Here is a 16,458-nt window from a genome sequence, read left to right as displayed (position 1 = left end):
AAAAACAATATTTTGATGAATCAACCTGAATAGGCTGAATGTTTTTACCAATCAGAATATTCATGCCACACAAGATAAGCAAAAAGTTATTCTATTCTTTTATTGAAATAATCGATAAAAACCCTAAGCTTTGCCAAATTTTATTAGTCTCAGATAGAGAAAACAAAATTGCCATGTAATTAATACTAGTTTAAACAGTATGGCACCCAGTACATAATGGATAAAGGTAAGATAATTGTCATCTATAATACTAGATACGGCATATTTTGATACGAAGTACATAATTTCTCAGCCTACTACTGTAATCGGTAAATACAATGCACTTCTACATTTTTACGGTATGCATACTTTCGTACTATTGAGCCTGATTTAATTTAAAACTAATTATTATTGCTGTTCTCGGACTAAAAAGCATTGAGGAAATGGTAATAATTATAGCTATATCAGGTAACAGCTAGTATTGGGTGTATCGTTATCAAATTATGTGCAAACATTGAAACCTATCTGCCTGCCGCTCTCAAGTTCATTTATTACCTGATATCCTAATTAAACTATATTTATACTGCTTACAAATGTATTACCGGTGGCTGCACCAGCATCAGAACAACAGGCAAAGTAATCAGACTTAATCCTGTGCTGATAAATGTTGCCGTAGATACCAGCTGTGGTCTGGTGTTGAACTGTACAGACAGTAAGGTAGTATTGGCGGCTGTAGGCATTGCCGCCAGCACAATGAGTACTTTTTTGGACATCAGGTCTATCGGCATAAAATACACCAGCAGTACTGCCCAGAGGGGTGAAATCAGTAATCTGATAACCAGTGCAAAGCTTATTTTGACAACTTCAATTTGCCTGATATGTAATGTAGCCAATTGCATACCCAGAATCAGCATGATTACTGGAATAGATGAATCCCCTATCATGCCCACGGCCAGCATAATTTCTTTACTCAAGGGAATATGCAGCAATTGAAATATCAGCCCGAGCAGAGCACCATAGACAATCGGCATCCGTAAAACTTTTTTCAGTATCGTCCGCTGGCTGACACCTTCGACATCACTGCTGCCTTTAGCTGCATAATAGGTACCGAGAGTACTCATGATAAACTGCTGTAATACCATCAGGATAACAGCCACATCAAAACCGGCAGAACCGAAAAATACCAGAATAACCGGCGTACCGTAGTTACCGTTATTCATAAAGCATGACGCCAGAATCAGGGCGCAATTATCCTGATTCTGGTAATGACACACTTTCGACCAGAGATAAACCAGTATAATCAGCCCGACACATAAAGCCAGTACATAAAAGGCATAATAAGCATAGGCAGCAGTTAACTGATGGCTATAGAACGTTTTAAAGGCTAAAAATGGCGAAAGAATATACAACGACATTTTTGATAAACTGGCAATATCAAATTTTAATACTTTCTGCGCAATAAAACCTGTGACAAAAATACCGAATACAGGTAATAGAATTATCAAAAAATGCATTGTTTACTTTCTATTTTTCAGACAGCAGTCCAGATTTATATTCAGTCAGCAATTTTTGTAAAAAGTTAACAATACCCGCATCAGCAATTCTACCGTCTATAGTAGAAATACAGTATTGTTTAAAACCAGTTAACCAGATAATCACGCCATAATGCCAATAACCACAAGATAGCCAGAAGTAGCATAGTTAACAACTGAGCGGCCGAAGCTGTATCTTTGGCACGTTTGGCCAAAGGATGTTTAGCCAACGAAGTATGATCTACGGCAGCCTCAATAGCGGTATTAAACAGCTCAACAATCCAGCTTAAAAATGAGGCCATAATCAATACCATCCGTGTCAGCACACCAAAATCCAGCACAAATACCAGTACAATCAATACGCTGTTTAATAATAACAACTGACGAAAACCTGACTCGCTACAGGCGGCTTTCAAACCGGCCAGAGAATAACCATAAGCATTGAATATACGGCGTAAACCTTTTTTACCTTTAATATTTGTGGCGTACTGATTGTTATTTTCCGACATGACAATAATTTTTCCCTTTTATCATCTGATTTTTATAAAATATATGAAAAGCTACACAGGTGAACCATGCAAGCGCGCAGCTTCTTCCACTGCATCGGCAAACAGTGCGGCTACATCACAATCGGTTTGTTTGGTAATTTCCTGAAAACCAGTTGGGCTGGTAACATTGATTTCAGTGAGGTAATCACCAATAACATCCAGACCGGCCAGTAAAATACCTCTGCGTACCAGTTCTGGAGCCAGTGTTTCTGCAATCTGCAGATCACGTTCACTTAATGGCTGGGCTACACCTCTGCCACCAGCAGCCAGATTGCCACGCGTTTCACCCTGCTGCGGGATACGTGCCAGCGCATACGGCACTATTTTACCGCCTATAATCAGTATACGTTTATCGCCATGAACAATTTCGGGAATATAACGTTGTGCCATGATGGTGCGGCTATCCAGACGCATCAGCATTTCCAGAATACTGCCAATATTTGGGTCGTTCTGTTTTAAGCGAAATATGCCCATACCGCCCATTCCATCTAGCGGCTTGATAATAATGTCTTGATGTTCATTTAGAAACGCCCGCACATCAGCTGCGTGTGTAGTAACCAGTGTTGGGGCGGTAAACTCAGGGAAATCCAGAATGGCCAGTTTTTCATTAAAATCACGCATTGCCTGACCACTGTTATACACATAGGCACCCTGTTTGGCGGCCAGTGTCAACAATTGAGTAGCATACAGATACTGCATATCAAAAGGCGGATCGGTACGCATGATAACTGCATCAAAACGATTCAGTGGGTATTGCTGCGGTGGCAAAGAGTTAAACCAATCATGATCATGCTCATCTCTGGCATCAGTAAAGCTGAACTCGCTCGCACTGGCCACAACACATTCCTGTTGCACACTCAGCTGGCTGGCTAATGTATGAAACAGTTTCCAGCCGCGTCTGGCCATCTCCCGCATCATGGCATACGTGGTGTCTTTATAGGTTTTAAAACCTGCCATCGGGTCGGCAATAAATAGGATTTTCATTGAGTTTACCTGTCGGATTGTTTATCCGGCAGGGAGAGTCATTTTCCCTTCCGGATAAAAATGTACTCTATTTTAATGAACGGATACCCACTGCTTCGCGTACTGCCTCCAGCAGCGGCTGTGCCTGCTGGCGCGCTTTTACAGCACCAGCCTGCAAAATATCTTCAATCAGGGCAGGCTGTGCGTTCAGTTGCGCAAAGCGTTCACGCTTCTCAGCCAGTTCCTCATTGATTTTTGCCGCCAGAATTTTCTTGGCTTCACCCCAGGCCAGTCCATCTGCGAGCATCTGTGTGAACTGGTCGGTTTCTGCTGGTGTGGCAAATGCCTTGTAAATATCAAACAAAGGACTTTCATCCGGCTGTTTCGCTTCGCCGGGTTCTTTCAGATTAGTGACAATCTTATTAACTGCTTTCTGCAATTTCTTTTCAGACTCAAACAGCGGAATGGTATTGCCATAACTTTTGCTCATTTTACGGCCATCCAATCCCACAAGTGTTTCAACATTGTCATCGATTTGCGCTTCCGGCAAGGTAAACAACGGTTTGAAACGATGATTGAAACGGCCGGCAATATCGCGAGCCATTTCCAGATGCTGAATCTGGTCACGCCCCACGGGTACTTTATCTGCATTAAACATCAGAATATCCGCACTCATCAGCATCGGATAACAGAACAGCCCCATTTCAATACCATGATCCGGGTCTTCCTGCCCTTTTTCAGCATTATCCTGCATGGCTGCCTTATATGCATGTGCGCGGTTCATCAGCCCTTTAGCGGTATTGCAGGTAAGAATCCAGTTTAATTCCATTATTTCGGGAATATCTGTCTGACGATAGAAAGTGGTACGCTCTGGGTCGAGACCGCAGGCAAGCCAGGTTGCCGCCACCGCTTTTGTGGATTCGTACACTTTTTCAGGTTCATGACATTTAATCAAGGCATGATAATCTGATAAAAACAGAAATGATTCCACGTCAGGGTTCAGGCTGGCCTGAATCGCCGGGCGAATTGCCCCAACATAATTGCCCAGATGTGGTATCCCACTGGGGGTAACGCCGGTTAATACTCGAGTTTTTTTCATTAGGTATAATACTTTATCAATTAGCGATTTACTAAAACTGAAGCTGGTTTGCTGAGTTCTGAAAATCAGCGCAACAATACAATCAAGGCAGTTCAGGTAAATTAAACAGTCGGTTCAGGCATATTTTCCAGTTCAATTGCTGCGGCCAGTAAAGATAATCTGGCCAGTACGCCATACACATACAAGCGAGTACTTTCGCAATCATTAGCCTGAGTAATAGCATTTGTCTGCGGTATGCTCAGCTTTTCCCACGGCTTAAACTCGCGTTTGCTTACAGCTTCTTCTTCAGCATTTTGCGTTTCCGGTGAAGCGATATTACATTTCAATGGGACAAAATGCATGCCTACAGCATTAAGATTCTCATCAGGCCCGCGATCCTGATGCACGCGATAAAAGCCACCGATAACGAATCTATCCATCATGTATACCACTGGTTCGGCTGTTGCGCCTTGCAGTGTTTCATAAGTATAGATACCTTCCTGCACGATGACTTCGCTAACTTCCAGGCCTTCTTTGATTTTGGCCATTTTATTGCGTTTTTTGCGATTGAGTCCACGCACTTCATCAGCAGAATGCACGCTCATCACGCCCATACCATAAGTGCCGGCATCAGCCTTAACAATAACAAAGGGCTTATCCTTAATCCCCAGCTCATCATATTTGTGCTGAATACGCTGTAACAGCCGTTCTACGGCTTCGGCCAAACGATTTTCTCCTTCATGGCTAGTGAAATCGAGACCGCTGCATACTTCAAAATAGGGATTGATTGTCCATTCATCTATACCTACCAGCTGGGCAAATTCTGCCGCCACTTGGTTGTAGGCCTGAAAATGGGTACTTTTACGCCTTGTGGTCCAGCCAGCTTTCACTGGGGGTAACAATGTCTGCGCCAGACCCTGTAAGATGTCTGGCACACCACCGGACAAATCGTTGTTTAGCAGAATCATACATGGCGTAAACCCATCAGCGAGCTGCAAATGGTTTCCCTGTCGTTGTACCGGTTCCAGTGTGATGTGGTCACCAAGTGCGGTTTCAAGCGTGGTCACCTGAGTAATTTCAGGATTTAATGTACCAATACGAACATCTAAACCAACATGCCGCAGAATTGAATACAATGCATAAACATTTTGCAGATAAAAAGTATTCCGCGTATGGTTTTCGGGGATTAATAATACCGACTTCGCTTCAGCACAGGCACGTTCCACCGCATCCTGCGCCGCTACCGACGCCAGAGGCAGAAAAGCAGGATTCAGATTATTAAAACCGCCGGGAAACAGATTCATGTCTATACTGGCCAATTTATATCCGCTGTTGCGAATGTCCACCGATCCGTAAAAAGGAGCGTGGTGATGTCGCCATTGAGAACGAAACCATGATTCAATTTGGGTTTGTTTGGCTAAAATTGCACGTTCAAAATTCTGCAACTCTATACGATGCGCTGCGGCCACATCCGGTAAACTCATATTTCATTCCTTTCTACATTCACACACAGCATTTTTTGCTTCATATGGCAGTCATCATTATAACAATAAACGACAATTCAGCAGAAAATAGCAAATATAATCATTATCAGAAAATTATTTAGATATGTCAGCTTAGTTACTTTAGACATTTAGTCTAAAATTATCTGAATTTTTTGCTTATATTTGCTGATTATATTATTTTTAGACAAAAATACTTGTAAATCTGTCTTAACAGTATTAAGATTCCTCACACAGAAATCATAACAAAACAAAGCTACTACAATGAACGCACAAACCCTGTATGAAAAACTGTGGAATAGCCATATTGTCCAAGAACAGGCAGATGGCACAGTATTACTTTATATCGACCGCCATCTGGTGCATGAAGTAACCAGCCCGCAAGCATTTGAAGGCCTGAAACTGGCGCACCGTCCGCTCTGGCGCGAGCAAAGCATTGTGGCCACAGCTGATCACAACACCCCTACTGATCATTGGGATGAAGGTATTACTGATCCCATATCCAAACTTCAGGTCAATACGCTGGATAAAAATATTCAGGATTTCGGCGTACAGAAATATTATCCATTTAAAAATATCAATCAGGGAATTGTCCATGTTGTTGGCCCAGAACAGGGTGCGACTCTACCGGGCATGACTGTAGTATGCGGCGATTCACATACGTCCACACATGGCGCATTTGGTGCACTTGCTCATGGCATCGGCACATCAGAAGTAGAACATGTCATGGCAACACAGTGTATTACCGCCAAAAAATCACAAACCATGCTGATTGAAATTAATGGCAATCTCAAACCCGGCATTACCGCCAAAGATATTGCCTTATATATTATCGGCCAGATTGGTACGGCTGGCGGAACCGGCTATGCAATTGAATTTGGTGGCGAAGCCATACGCAATCTATCAATGGAAGGGCGCATGACACTTTGCAATATGGCAATTGAAGCCGGTGCCCGCTCTGGTCTGGTGGCCGTAGACCAGACAACCATTGATTACATCAAAGACCGTCATTTTGCACCCAAAGGGGCATTATGGGAACAGGCTGTCAGCTACTGGCAGACTCTGGTGTCGGATGATGGCGCACATTTTGATAAAACCTATCATTTTAACGCAGCAGATATAGAGCCTCAGGTAACTTGGGGCACATCACCGGAAATGGTTATCGCAATAAACAAACAGATACCCGACCCGGCTGCAGAAGCTGATCCGGTTAAGCGCGAAGGCATGCAGCGCGCCTTACAATATATGGGATTAACTGCCGGCACACCAATAAATGAAATTCCTGTTGATGTGGTATTTATCGGTTCATGCACCAACGGGCGCATTGAGGACCTGCGTATGGCCGCCAAAGTCGCAGAAGGGCAACACAAGGCAGATAATGTTAAAAGAGTATTGATTGTGCCCGGCTCTGGTGTAGTTAAACAACAAGCGGAAGAAGAAGGTCTGGACAAAATCTTTACTGCGGCTGGCTTTGAATGGCGTGAACCGGGCTGCTCAATGTGTCTGGCCATGAATGCAGACCGCTTACAGCCACAGGAACGCTGTGCTTCTACTTCCAACCGCAATTTTGAAGGCCGGCAGGGCAATGGCGGGCGTACTCATCTGGTTAGTCCGGCCATGGCAGCCGCAGCAGCAATTACCGGATATTTTACCGATGTGCGACAGATATAAAGTGAATAACTTGCAGTTTTAGGCCAGCAAGTGCATGATAAGCATGTAGTTCTGATTGAATTTGTTTACTTTTATCTTTGTTTAAGGAGTAAGGCATGAAAAAAATGTTGTTAATTGCTGCAATGGTTATGGCTGTACTCTCTGGTTGTCACACAATTCATGGAATGGGACAGGATGTAAGAGCCGGTGGCCAGCACTTGTCCAATGCTGCCGATAAATAATCATACAAGGATAAAATCATGAAAAAACTGATGCTTTTGAGTATTGCCATTGTTGGTTTTCTGGCAGGTTGTCATACTGTTTCTGGTGTGGGTCGTGATATTTCCTCCGGTGGCCAAGCAGTAAGTAATGCTTCTGACCACGTACGCTCAGAAATGTAACTGTACGCAAGCCCGTCAGGGCTTGCTCAAAATTCAATCATTAACTACACAATACTGAAATCCAGCATGAAATCTTTTACTACCCTTACTGCTCTGGTGGCACCTCTGGATCGCGCCAATGTAGACACAGATGCCATTATTCCAAAGCAATTTTTAAAATCAATCAAACGCAGTGGCTTTGGTCCCAATGCTTTCGACGAATGGCGTTATCTGGATCACGGTGAACCCGGTATGGATAACAGCAAGCGCCCCTTAAATCCGGATTTTGTGCTCAACCAGCCACGTTATCAGGGTGCACATATTCTGCTCACACGTAAAAATTTTGGTTGTGGCTCCAGCCGAGAACACGCACCATGGGCATTGGATGATTATGGCTTCCGAGCTATCATTGCCCCCTCTTTTGCAGATATCTTTTTTAATAACTGTTATAAAAATGGTTTATTACCGATTATTCTGCCAGAGGAAGTCGTTGACCAGCTATTCCAGGAAGTTGTTGCTCAGGAAGGCTACCAGCTCAGCATCAATCTGCCAGAACAAACCGTCAGCACATCCAATGGTAATCATTACCATTTTGAGATTACCGAGCATCGCAAGCATTGTTTGCTCAATGGTCTGGATGAAATTGGCCTGACTTTACAACACGCAGATGCCATCAAGGCATATGAAACCAAACACCAGCAACAGCAACCCTGGCTGTATCAGCCTTAATTGAATCGGGCAAATTTTTATTTTTCTTTTATTCAGAATAAACAAACTGATGACCGCAAGGCCATTGGCAATTAATTAACATGCAGAAAGAATAAAATGAGCAAACACATTGCCATTCTTCCCGGTGACGGCATAGGGCCGGAAATCATTGCACAGGCAGTACGCATTTTAGATAAACTTATTGCAGATGGGCTGAATGCAGATTATCAGTATGCACCGTTAGGGGGAGCTGCCTATGATGAATATGGCCATCCCTACCCCGAATTTACCCAAAAGATCTGTCGTCAGGCAGATGCAGTATTACTGGGTGCAGTTGGTGGCCCACAATATGACAAGCTGGAACGCCCATTGCGTCCCGAACGTGGTTTGCTCGCCATACGCAAAGACCTTAATCTGTTTGGCAATCTGCGCCCGGCAATTCTCTATCCTGAGCTGGCCAATGCTTCAACCCTGAAACCGGAAGTTGTTTCTGGCCTGAATATACTGATTGTGCGCGAATTAACCGGTGATATCTACTTTGGCGAACCCCGCGGTATTCACACTTTGCCCAATGGTGAACGTGAAGGCATCAATACCATGCGTTATAGTGAAAGTGAAATCCGCCGCATTGGTAAAATTGCCTTTGAAGCTGCGCAGAAACGCAATAAAAAACTGTGTTCCGTTGATAAAGCCAATGTACTGGAAACTACCGAATTGTGGCGTGAAATCATCACGGATATGAGTAAGGATTATCCAGATGTCAGCGTCAGCCATATGTATGTAGACAATGCAGCCATGCAGCTAGTAAAAGCGCCCAAGCAGTTTGATGTGATTGTTACCGGCAATATCTTTGGCGATATTCTCTCTGATCAGGCATCCATGCTATCTGGTTCCATTGGCATGCTACCTTCTGCTTCTCTCAACGAAACAGGAAAAGGCATGTATGAACCTTCACATGGTTCCGCCCCTGATATAGCTGGCCAGAATCTGGCCAATCCACTAGCAACCATACTTTCTCTGGCCATGCTATTGCGTTACAGCCTGAATAATGAGCATGCAGCACAAAGCATTGAGCAGGCCGTGGGTAAAGTACTGGCACAAGGGTTGCGTACCAGTGATATTTTTGAAGAAGGCTGCCAGCGCGTTTCCTGTAGTCAGATGGGTGATGCGGTACTTGCTGCGTTATAAGCCAATTGCACATTGGCCTTAAATTACGTATATTAAACTTAACAGAGCAATTGCTACTCTGTTAAGTTATTTTTTTATATAGCTGCTTTCCCAACTGAAACCTGATATCTTGAGCTATCGTTCCGTACAATCAGCGCAACAGCCCTCAACCAACTTGCCTGTTGGCAGCCTGCCTGCCCATCAAGTTGGCTGCCCCTGCTGTGGTCTGTCATTATTCATTCCTGCCCTGACTCCGGGTGAATCTGCTCTGTGTCCGCGCTGCCATCAGCATCTTGTACGGGTCGAAACACATCCGCTTGATACGCCGACAGCTTATGCCATAGCCTCACTGATTATCATGACCATTGTATACACCCAGTTATACATGAGCATAGATTTGTTTGGCATGCATATAGAGTTAACTATTCCCTATATGGTAGCGTCACTGGCACAGCAGGACTATTCCCTGCTGGCAGAAATCATGTTTTTTCTCACCTTTGGTTCACCGGTACTGTTTCTGCTCTTGTGCCTGTACGTTTATACCGGCCTGCGCTATCAGCAAGTGCTACCGGGCATGTTATACGCTACCCGTACACTGGTACGTCTGCGCCACTGGATCATGGTAGATGTATTTTACATTGCTACGCTGGTGTCTTACATCAAAATCAGCGGTATGGCACAAATACACTTCGGGCTGGCTTTCTGGCTTATGATGGTACTGGCCATTCTGCTCATCCGCACCTCTCAGGGCGTGCCCGAACACTGGATTTTTTATCAGATTCAGCGCCTTACTGGCCATGACCCAACATTACAAATCCATAACGCTGACACCATCAATTGTCATTACTGCCTGTTTGAACAACCGGATACCCAGAATGTCTGTGACGTTTGTGGTTCCTATTTAAGCCGGCGCAAACCTCTAAGCCTGAGTATCAGCATGGCATTTTTACTGGCAGCCATTATTTTCTACATTCCAGCCAATTTACTGCCCATGATGATAACCCGTTCCCCAGGTACCAATCTGGCCAGTACCATTCTTGATGGTATTGAATACATGTGGAATGATGGCGATGTACTCATAGCCGTAGTTATTTTCAGTGCCAGCATGGCCATTCCCGTGCTGAAAATCATATTCATGCTGGTATTACTTTACTCGGCTGCTTACCGGCCACTAATGTCTGCACGTAAATTAACCATGTTGTACCGCATTACCGAATCAATCGGACGCTGGTCAATGATTGATATTTTCGTCGTTATCATACTTATGTCAGCATTTTCCACACCACTGGCACATGTGACACCGGGAGCTGCCACCATATACTTTTGCGCAGTAGTCATTTTAACCATGATATCAGCACTCAGTTTCGACCCCCGCTTAATCTGGGATGAGGTAAAACAACATCCATCTCATCATAAAAGTAGCACTAAAAGGCATTCATCATGAGCCAAACAGAAAATGAATCTACGCAAACAACGGCTACAGTAAAGCATACCCCACCATTTAATGTTCTGGTGTGGACTATCCCGGTATTGGCGTTATTAACAGGAGCTTGGCTATTTATCCAGCACCTGCGCCATACAGGACCGGAAATTACCCTGTACATTAACGATGCAGATGGAATTGAAATTAACACAACGGCAATCAAAGTACTGAATGTTACCGTGGGTAAAGTTACCTCCATCAGCATCAGTCCGGATGAAAAAGGAGTGCAGATCAAAGCGCAGATGAGCGCAGATGTCAAAGATATGCTGCGTAAAGATACCCAGTTCTGGATTGTCAAACCACGCATAGACCAAAGTGGCATTACCGGCCTTAATACCTTGGTATCCGGCTCCTACATTGCCTTTACCCCCGGCCATAGCAAAGAAAAGGCCGAGACTTTTACTGTAGGAGATTTACCGCCAGTCAGCGCCATTTCCCAAAGTGGCATCCGTCTACGCCTGAAAGGTCACAGTGATAAGCTGCTAACGCCGGGCAGCCCCGTACTTTACGGCGACATCAGTGCAGGACGAATTGAAAAAGCCGATTTTGATCCCAAAGACAACAGCGTCCATTATCAGGTTTATATAAACAGTCCGTACGACAGTCTGATTGGCGACAAAGTTAAATTCTGGTTGCAGACCGGTATTCAGGTTACTGCATCAGGCGGTGGTGTGCACATCGATTCCGCTCCCCTGCCTGCCCTGCTCTCCGGAGCCATTGTTTTCAAAACCATGTTTGAAGGCAAAGGCAAGCCTGTTACCAACAATACCGAATTTACTCTGTATAACAGTGAACGCGAACTGGATAACCTGCCCACCAAACGTGCACAATACTACGTGGTATTTTTTCAGCAATCAGTGCGAGGCCTGAGCGTCGGCGCCCCAGTAGAGTATCAGGGAATCAACATCGGTTCCGTTGCCGACGTACCCTACTTCGCCCTGAATGACAGCCATAAACTATTCCAGCATGGCTGGGTACCGGTACGCCTGCGCATCGAACCGGGACGTATGGAAATCAATGCCAGCCAACAGGATGACAAAATCTGGCAGCAACAAATCCAGCAGGCACTCAATAAAGGACTGTCTGCATCACTGGAAAAAGACAATCTGCTTACAGGTAATCAGTATGTCAGCCTAACACAGGCTCAACCCGGCAAGTCGCTACTCAAACCAGTAGCATACTACCAGGGATATACCGTAATCGGCACTAGCAATACCGGATTCGATATGATTCAGAATCAAGTATCGACGTTATTAACCAAACTGAACAACCTGCCAATTGAGCACTCCATGCATCAGCTAGACAGCACACTGGCACAACTGAAAACTACTTTAGCCAGCGCTGACCGGCTTCTGGCACAAAACAAAACTCAACAGCTACCGGCCGAGCTGGCTGCTACCCTGAAGGAGTTGCGTACCACCCTGCAAGGCGTATCCAGCACCTCTCCGCTATATAGCGATATTCAGCAGACCCTGAAAAGCATTGATAGCACACTGAAAGAGGCCCAGCCGACACTGAAAACCCTGAAACAGCAACCCAATGCCCTGATTTTCAACCGCCGCGGGCATGACCCAGAGCCAAAAGGAGCCAGATAATGAAAATCCTGCTACCACTTGTCTGCGCCGCCACTCTGGCACTCAGTGCCTGTGCCAGCAATTCGGTAACCTATTACCAGTTACCCGGCAGTAATTATCAGTTGCCTGCCACCAGCCAGCGAACCCCTGTTCAGCTTAAAGTCGTACTGGCCGAACGTCTCAATCAAGGAAATCTGGTCTATCAGGACAGCCCAACCACCCTGCATTTTGCCCAGCAACATTTATGGGCAGATGATTTGGGCAATGAAATCAGTTTGGCATTAGCCAATGAACTGAACAAACAGAGCACTCACTATCTGTTTACCCCTGAGAGCAAACCCAAAGCCGCCACACTAACTGTTTATATCCAATCCTTTCAGGGCAGCTACGATGGTTATATCTACATCAATGGCTATAGTAGCTGGCTGGGTACCGATGAAACAGGACAAAATTTTAACGTCCGCATTGCTCAGCAAGGTAATGGCTACAGTAATATGGTTAAAGCTCTGGCACAGGGATTAACCAGTGTAGCCCAAAGCATTGCTCCATATAATTAAGCATTAATCTGCACCACAGCAAACACAAAACCCGGCCTGTTAAAATAAACTATTAACTGGCCGGGTAATACATAACTAATTGCAAGACGCATAGCCTATTAAATCGAAAACACATCGCGACCTTTAAAAGCTCATCTGATTACCAAAGCGACAGCTTGAATTCAACACAGATATTACCTAATTAAGTGGTTGAAATCTCGATAAAGCCTAAAAATGGCAATTGGAGATAAAATGAAAATATTTAAGTACGCTATTTTATCTTTTTTATTATTTTCATTTGGTTACACCAACGCCAATCAAAATAAAACCTCTACTAATTTAAATTTTGCTGATTTCTCTGTTGAAACTAAAGCAAAAATAAAAAATGCAAACTTTGCTTATGAATATTTAGTTAAGGTTTATGGGTGTGGTGGTGGTGCAATTTGTGGAGAAATCAGAAATTTACTTTCTAACACAGTTATTGCTTTACCTAATGCTTATTTAATAGAAGATGAAAATGGAGAGCACGGGTTTTCAATAGAGTACTATTTAGATAGTAGTTTGATTATTATTTCTGGAATATTAGCCGATCCTGATGTAAGCGAAAGTAAAGAAGGTTACAAAAGAAGATATTATAATCTTATCAATAATAAGCTAAAATTAATTCAAGTAGAAAATTTACATTATATGATGGGGGATTAGATTAATATGAGTCGCATTATTTATCGTTCTGATGTCAAACCAACACTCGAACAAGCCATTACACTTTATCGTCACTGCTCATTAGGCGAGCGTCGTCCACTTATGGATACCATACGCTTTCAAGCTATGTTAGATAATGCCAATTTGCTGATAACCGCTTGGCATGATAATAAACTGATTGGTATTGCGCGTTGCTTAACGGATTTTGTTTATATTACTTATTTGGCAGATCTCGCGGTGGATGAAGATTATCAACAACAAGGCATAGGTAAACAATTAATTAAAGAGGTGAAAAACAATACTGACAAAGCATGTTCAATCACCCTACTGGCTGCACCACAGGCAGTTGATTATTATGGTCATATCGGTTTTAATGCGCACCCTTCAGCTTGGATTTTAAAAGAAAATTAATTATCCATTCCTTTTAAATATGTGCTTGCGCTTGCTGATGAATGCGCCAAACAATTGTTTATGCGGTTAGCAAACCTAAAAGCACAATCATTAGTGACAAACTACCCAATAAGTGAACTTCGCTAAACTAATAGACAGTGCATATATGTAACATGCGCTGGTGATAATAGATTATTTTAAAATTAAAACAACACAATAACACCACCCATTAGACAGCGCTCACCAAATTTCATGAGTCTGTGATAATACAGCCCCGCCCTAATCAGCCCAGCAATCATTATACAAATTTATTTTCAAAATCATTCTGTTAAAAAATCACAACAGACAACATTTCCCACCAAAAAAAAGACATTACATAAGAAATTCAAATAACCGATAAACTGTTAACATTTTCTGCTACCAGCAAAACATTACCAGCAGGCAAAACAATTTTATTCGCCAAACAGCCAGAAAGTTTTATAATAAAGACGTCAAATTTTTCCTGAAAAATCCATGAAATTCATACCCATTTCTCTCTTTGCCTTAACCCTGCTTAGCGCCTGTAGCATTGGTATGCCCTCCAACGTAGCGGTGGGTATTGGTGGTGGTAATCACAACTTTGGCTTGGGCACTTCAATTTATTTCCCGATTAAAACCAAACCCCAGCCGTCAGAGCCCCCTGCTATTGCTGGCACAGAGCAGCCCGGCCAGCCTGCGCCAAAATCATCCACACAGCAGAAAAAGCCACGCCCCAATTGAAATAATTCCGTAAATACAGCCTACTACTGAATAGCATATATTCCAGCCCAAACCTCATGCTGATGATGATAACTTCCATATAATCAGAACAAAAGCATAAAAATTGACGACAATCCTAATAACATCAATAATAAAAATATCAGTAACAGGCAAAAAACGCTGGTAAAACTGGTAAATTTTTAGCCATATCAATGCATCTGCTACAAAAATAAATCAGCAATCAGACAAATTATGCCTAAACCGTATAAACCGTGCTAAACTCAACAGCAAAATCTGTACTCAAAACGTAAGAGTAAAACCTATGGCTGGCAACACTTTCGGACAAATCCTTACTGTTACCACCTTTGGCGAAAGCCACGGTGCTGCACTCGGTTGCGTCATAGATGGATGTCCACCCGGATTGTCTCTTAGTGAAGCCGATATTCAACATGATCTGGACAGACGTAAGCCTGGAACCAGTCGCCATGTTACCCAACGTCGCGAAGCAGATTGCGTTGAGATACTTTCCGGCATATTTGAAGGCAAAACCACAGGGACACCAATCGGACTATTAATCAGAAATACCGATCAGCGTAGTAAAGATTATAGTGATATTGCCCAAAGCTTTCGCCCGGGGCATGCCGACTATACATACTGGCATAAATACGGTATACGGGATTATCGCGGTGGTGGCCGAAGCTCAGCACGTGAAACAGCAGCGCGTGTAGCAGCAGGTGCAATCGCCAAAAAATGGCTACGTGAGCATTTCAATACTGAAATTATTGCTCATGTCACCCAGATTGGCGAAAAAAGCATACGTTTTGAAAACTATGCCTACATAAATGATAATCCGTTTTTTGTCGCTAACCACAGCCAGATTAAAGAACTGGAACAATACATGGACAGCATACGCAAAGCATGCGACTCCATCGGAGCCAAATTGCATGTTACTGCCCGCCATGTTCCGGTAGGATTAGGTGAACCTGTATTTGATCGCCTTGATGCCGATATAGCTCATGCCATGATGGGTATCAATGCAGTTAAAGGTGTTGAAATCGGTGCAGGGTTTGATAGTATCTGCCAAAAAGGCAGTGAGCATGGAGATGAATTAACACCAGAAGGCTTTATATCCAATAATGCAGGCGGTATACTGGGCGGCATCAGTAGCGGTCAGGATATACATATTAATCTGGCCATTAAACCAACCAGCAGCATTGCCACACCGCGCCACTCTATCGACATTCATGGCAAGCCAGTTATACTGGCTACTCATGGTCGCCATGATCCCTGCGTCGGCCTGCGTGCCGCACCCATTGCCGAAGCCATGCTCGCACTGGTATTAATGGATCATGCACTGCGCCAGCGTGCCCAGAATGCTGATATTCGCGTTGAGACACCAGACATTGCCCACCATTCTCCAATTGACACCAATACATAGATATTATTTTTTATAGCCATAACTGCACAGTTATCACCAAAAATCAGTTAATTAGATTATTTTTAATTTGCTGAAATGGCCATAAACCAC

17 protein-coding genes are annotated in these 16,458 nt (G+C 43.7%); 12 read left to right on the top strand and 5 right to left on the bottom strand.

Annotation, left to right across the window (positions count from 1 at the left end; all coding sequences use genetic code 11):
* Positions 1-566: 566 nt before the first annotated feature.
* The 5 genes from GYX26_RS07705 to gshA all read right to left on the bottom strand — a co-directional run bounded on the left by GYX26_RS07705 (position 567) and on the right by gshA (position 5,584).
* Positions 567-1,493: an AEC family transporter gene (locus tag GYX26_RS07705; RefSeq protein ID WP_174828774.1), complete on the bottom strand. Its 927-nt coding sequence runs from the start codon at positions 1,491-1,493 to the stop codon at positions 567-569.
* Positions 1,494-1,612: 119 nt separating this feature from the next.
* Positions 1,613-2,020 carry a diacylglycerol kinase gene (locus tag GYX26_RS07700; protein ID WP_174828773.1) on the bottom strand — a complete coding sequence of 136 codons (408 nt, stop codon included), beginning with the start codon at positions 2,018-2,020 and terminating at the stop codon, positions 1,613-1,615.
* A 51-nt stretch (positions 2,021-2,071) separates the two neighbouring features.
* Complete coding sequence (gene gshB / locus GYX26_RS07695; protein ID WP_174828772.1) at positions 2,072-3,043, bottom strand: glutathione synthase; 972 nt, start codon at positions 3,041-3,043, stop codon at positions 2,072-2,074.
* Positions 3,044-3,110: 67 nt separating this feature from the next.
* Positions 3,111-4,121, bottom strand: a complete 1,011-nt coding sequence (gene trpS / locus GYX26_RS07690) for a tryptophan--tRNA ligase (RefSeq protein ID WP_174828771.1) — start codon at positions 4,119-4,121, stop codon at positions 3,111-3,113.
* A 101-nt stretch (positions 4,122-4,222) separates the two neighbouring features.
* Positions 4,223-5,584 (bottom strand): glutamate--cysteine ligase, encoded by a 1,362-nt coding sequence (gene gshA, locus GYX26_RS07685; RefSeq protein WP_174828770.1) that lies wholly within the window; start codon positions 5,582-5,584, stop codon positions 4,223-4,225.
* Positions 5,585-5,866: 282 nt separating this feature from the next.
* Between gshA and leuC the strand changes: the two genes are divergently transcribed.
* The 12 genes from leuC (at position 5,867) to aroC (ending at position 16,368) form a co-directional block, all read left to right on the top strand.
* Entirely contained in the window at positions 5,867-7,273 is a 1,407-nt protein-coding gene (leuC, locus tag GYX26_RS07680; protein WP_174828769.1) for a 3-isopropylmalate dehydratase large subunit, read from the top strand.
* 95 nt (positions 7,274-7,368) lie between these two features.
* Positions 7,369-7,494 carry an entericidin A/B family lipoprotein gene (locus GYX26_RS07675; protein ID WP_080701765.1) on the top strand — a complete coding sequence of 42 codons (126 nt, stop codon included), beginning with the start codon at positions 7,369-7,371 and terminating at the stop codon, positions 7,492-7,494.
* Positions 7,495-7,512: 18 nt separating this feature from the next.
* A complete protein-coding gene (locus GYX26_RS07670) occupies positions 7,513-7,653 on the top strand; it encodes an entericidin A/B family lipoprotein (protein ID WP_100089603.1) in 141 nt (46 codons plus the stop codon).
* A 66-nt stretch (positions 7,654-7,719) separates the two neighbouring features.
* Positions 7,720-8,361, top strand: coding sequence for a 3-isopropylmalate dehydratase small subunit (gene leuD / locus GYX26_RS07665; RefSeq protein ID WP_174828768.1), 642 nt, complete (start codon positions 7,720-7,722; stop codon positions 8,359-8,361).
* Between the two features lie 96 nt (positions 8,362-8,457).
* Positions 8,458-9,528: a 3-isopropylmalate dehydrogenase gene (leuB, locus tag GYX26_RS07660; RefSeq protein ID WP_174828767.1), complete on the top strand. Its 1,071-nt coding sequence runs from the start codon at positions 8,458-8,460 to the stop codon at positions 9,526-9,528.
* Between the two features lie 109 nt (positions 9,529-9,637).
* Entirely contained in the window at positions 9,638-10,951 is a 1,314-nt protein-coding gene (locus GYX26_RS07655; RefSeq protein WP_174828766.1) for a paraquat-inducible protein A, read from the top strand.
* Complete coding sequence (pqiB, locus tag GYX26_RS07650; RefSeq protein ID WP_174828765.1) at positions 10,948-12,585, top strand: intermembrane transport protein PqiB; 1,638 nt, start codon at positions 10,948-10,950, stop codon at positions 12,583-12,585. The genes GYX26_RS07655 and pqiB overlap by 4 nt, the downstream gene beginning before the upstream one ends.
* Complete coding sequence (locus GYX26_RS07645; RefSeq protein WP_174828764.1) at positions 12,585-13,121, top strand: membrane integrity-associated transporter subunit PqiC; 537 nt, start codon at positions 12,585-12,587, stop codon at positions 13,119-13,121. Before pqiB ends, GYX26_RS07645 begins: the two co-directional genes overlap by 1 nt.
* A 213-nt stretch (positions 13,122-13,334) precedes the next feature.
* Positions 13,335-13,802, top strand: a complete 468-nt coding sequence (locus GYX26_RS07640) for a hypothetical protein (protein ID WP_174828763.1) — start codon at positions 13,335-13,337, stop codon at positions 13,800-13,802.
* A 6-nt stretch (positions 13,803-13,808) separates the two neighbouring features.
* Positions 13,809-14,213, top strand: a complete 405-nt coding sequence (locus GYX26_RS07635; protein WP_174828762.1) for a GNAT family N-acetyltransferase — start codon at positions 13,809-13,811, stop codon at positions 14,211-14,213.
* Positions 14,214-14,705: 492 nt separating this feature from the next.
* On the top strand, positions 14,706-14,951 hold the full coding sequence (locus GYX26_RS07630) for a hypothetical protein (protein ID WP_174828761.1): 246 nt from the start codon (positions 14,706-14,708) through the stop codon (positions 14,949-14,951).
* Between the two features lie 301 nt (positions 14,952-15,252).
* Positions 15,253-16,368, top strand: a complete 1,116-nt coding sequence (gene aroC, locus GYX26_RS07625; RefSeq protein WP_100113802.1) for a chorismate synthase — start codon at positions 15,253-15,255, stop codon at positions 16,366-16,368.
* Positions 16,369-16,458: the final 90 nt, after the last annotated feature.

The organism is Snodgrassella sp. ESL0253, assembly GCF_013344965.1.
GTDB lineage: Bacteria > Pseudomonadota > Gammaproteobacteria > Burkholderiales > Neisseriaceae > Snodgrassella > Snodgrassella alvi_B.
The sequence above is the reverse complement of the archived record's forward strand: the minus strand, read 5'-3'. Positions and strand labels throughout refer to the sequence as shown.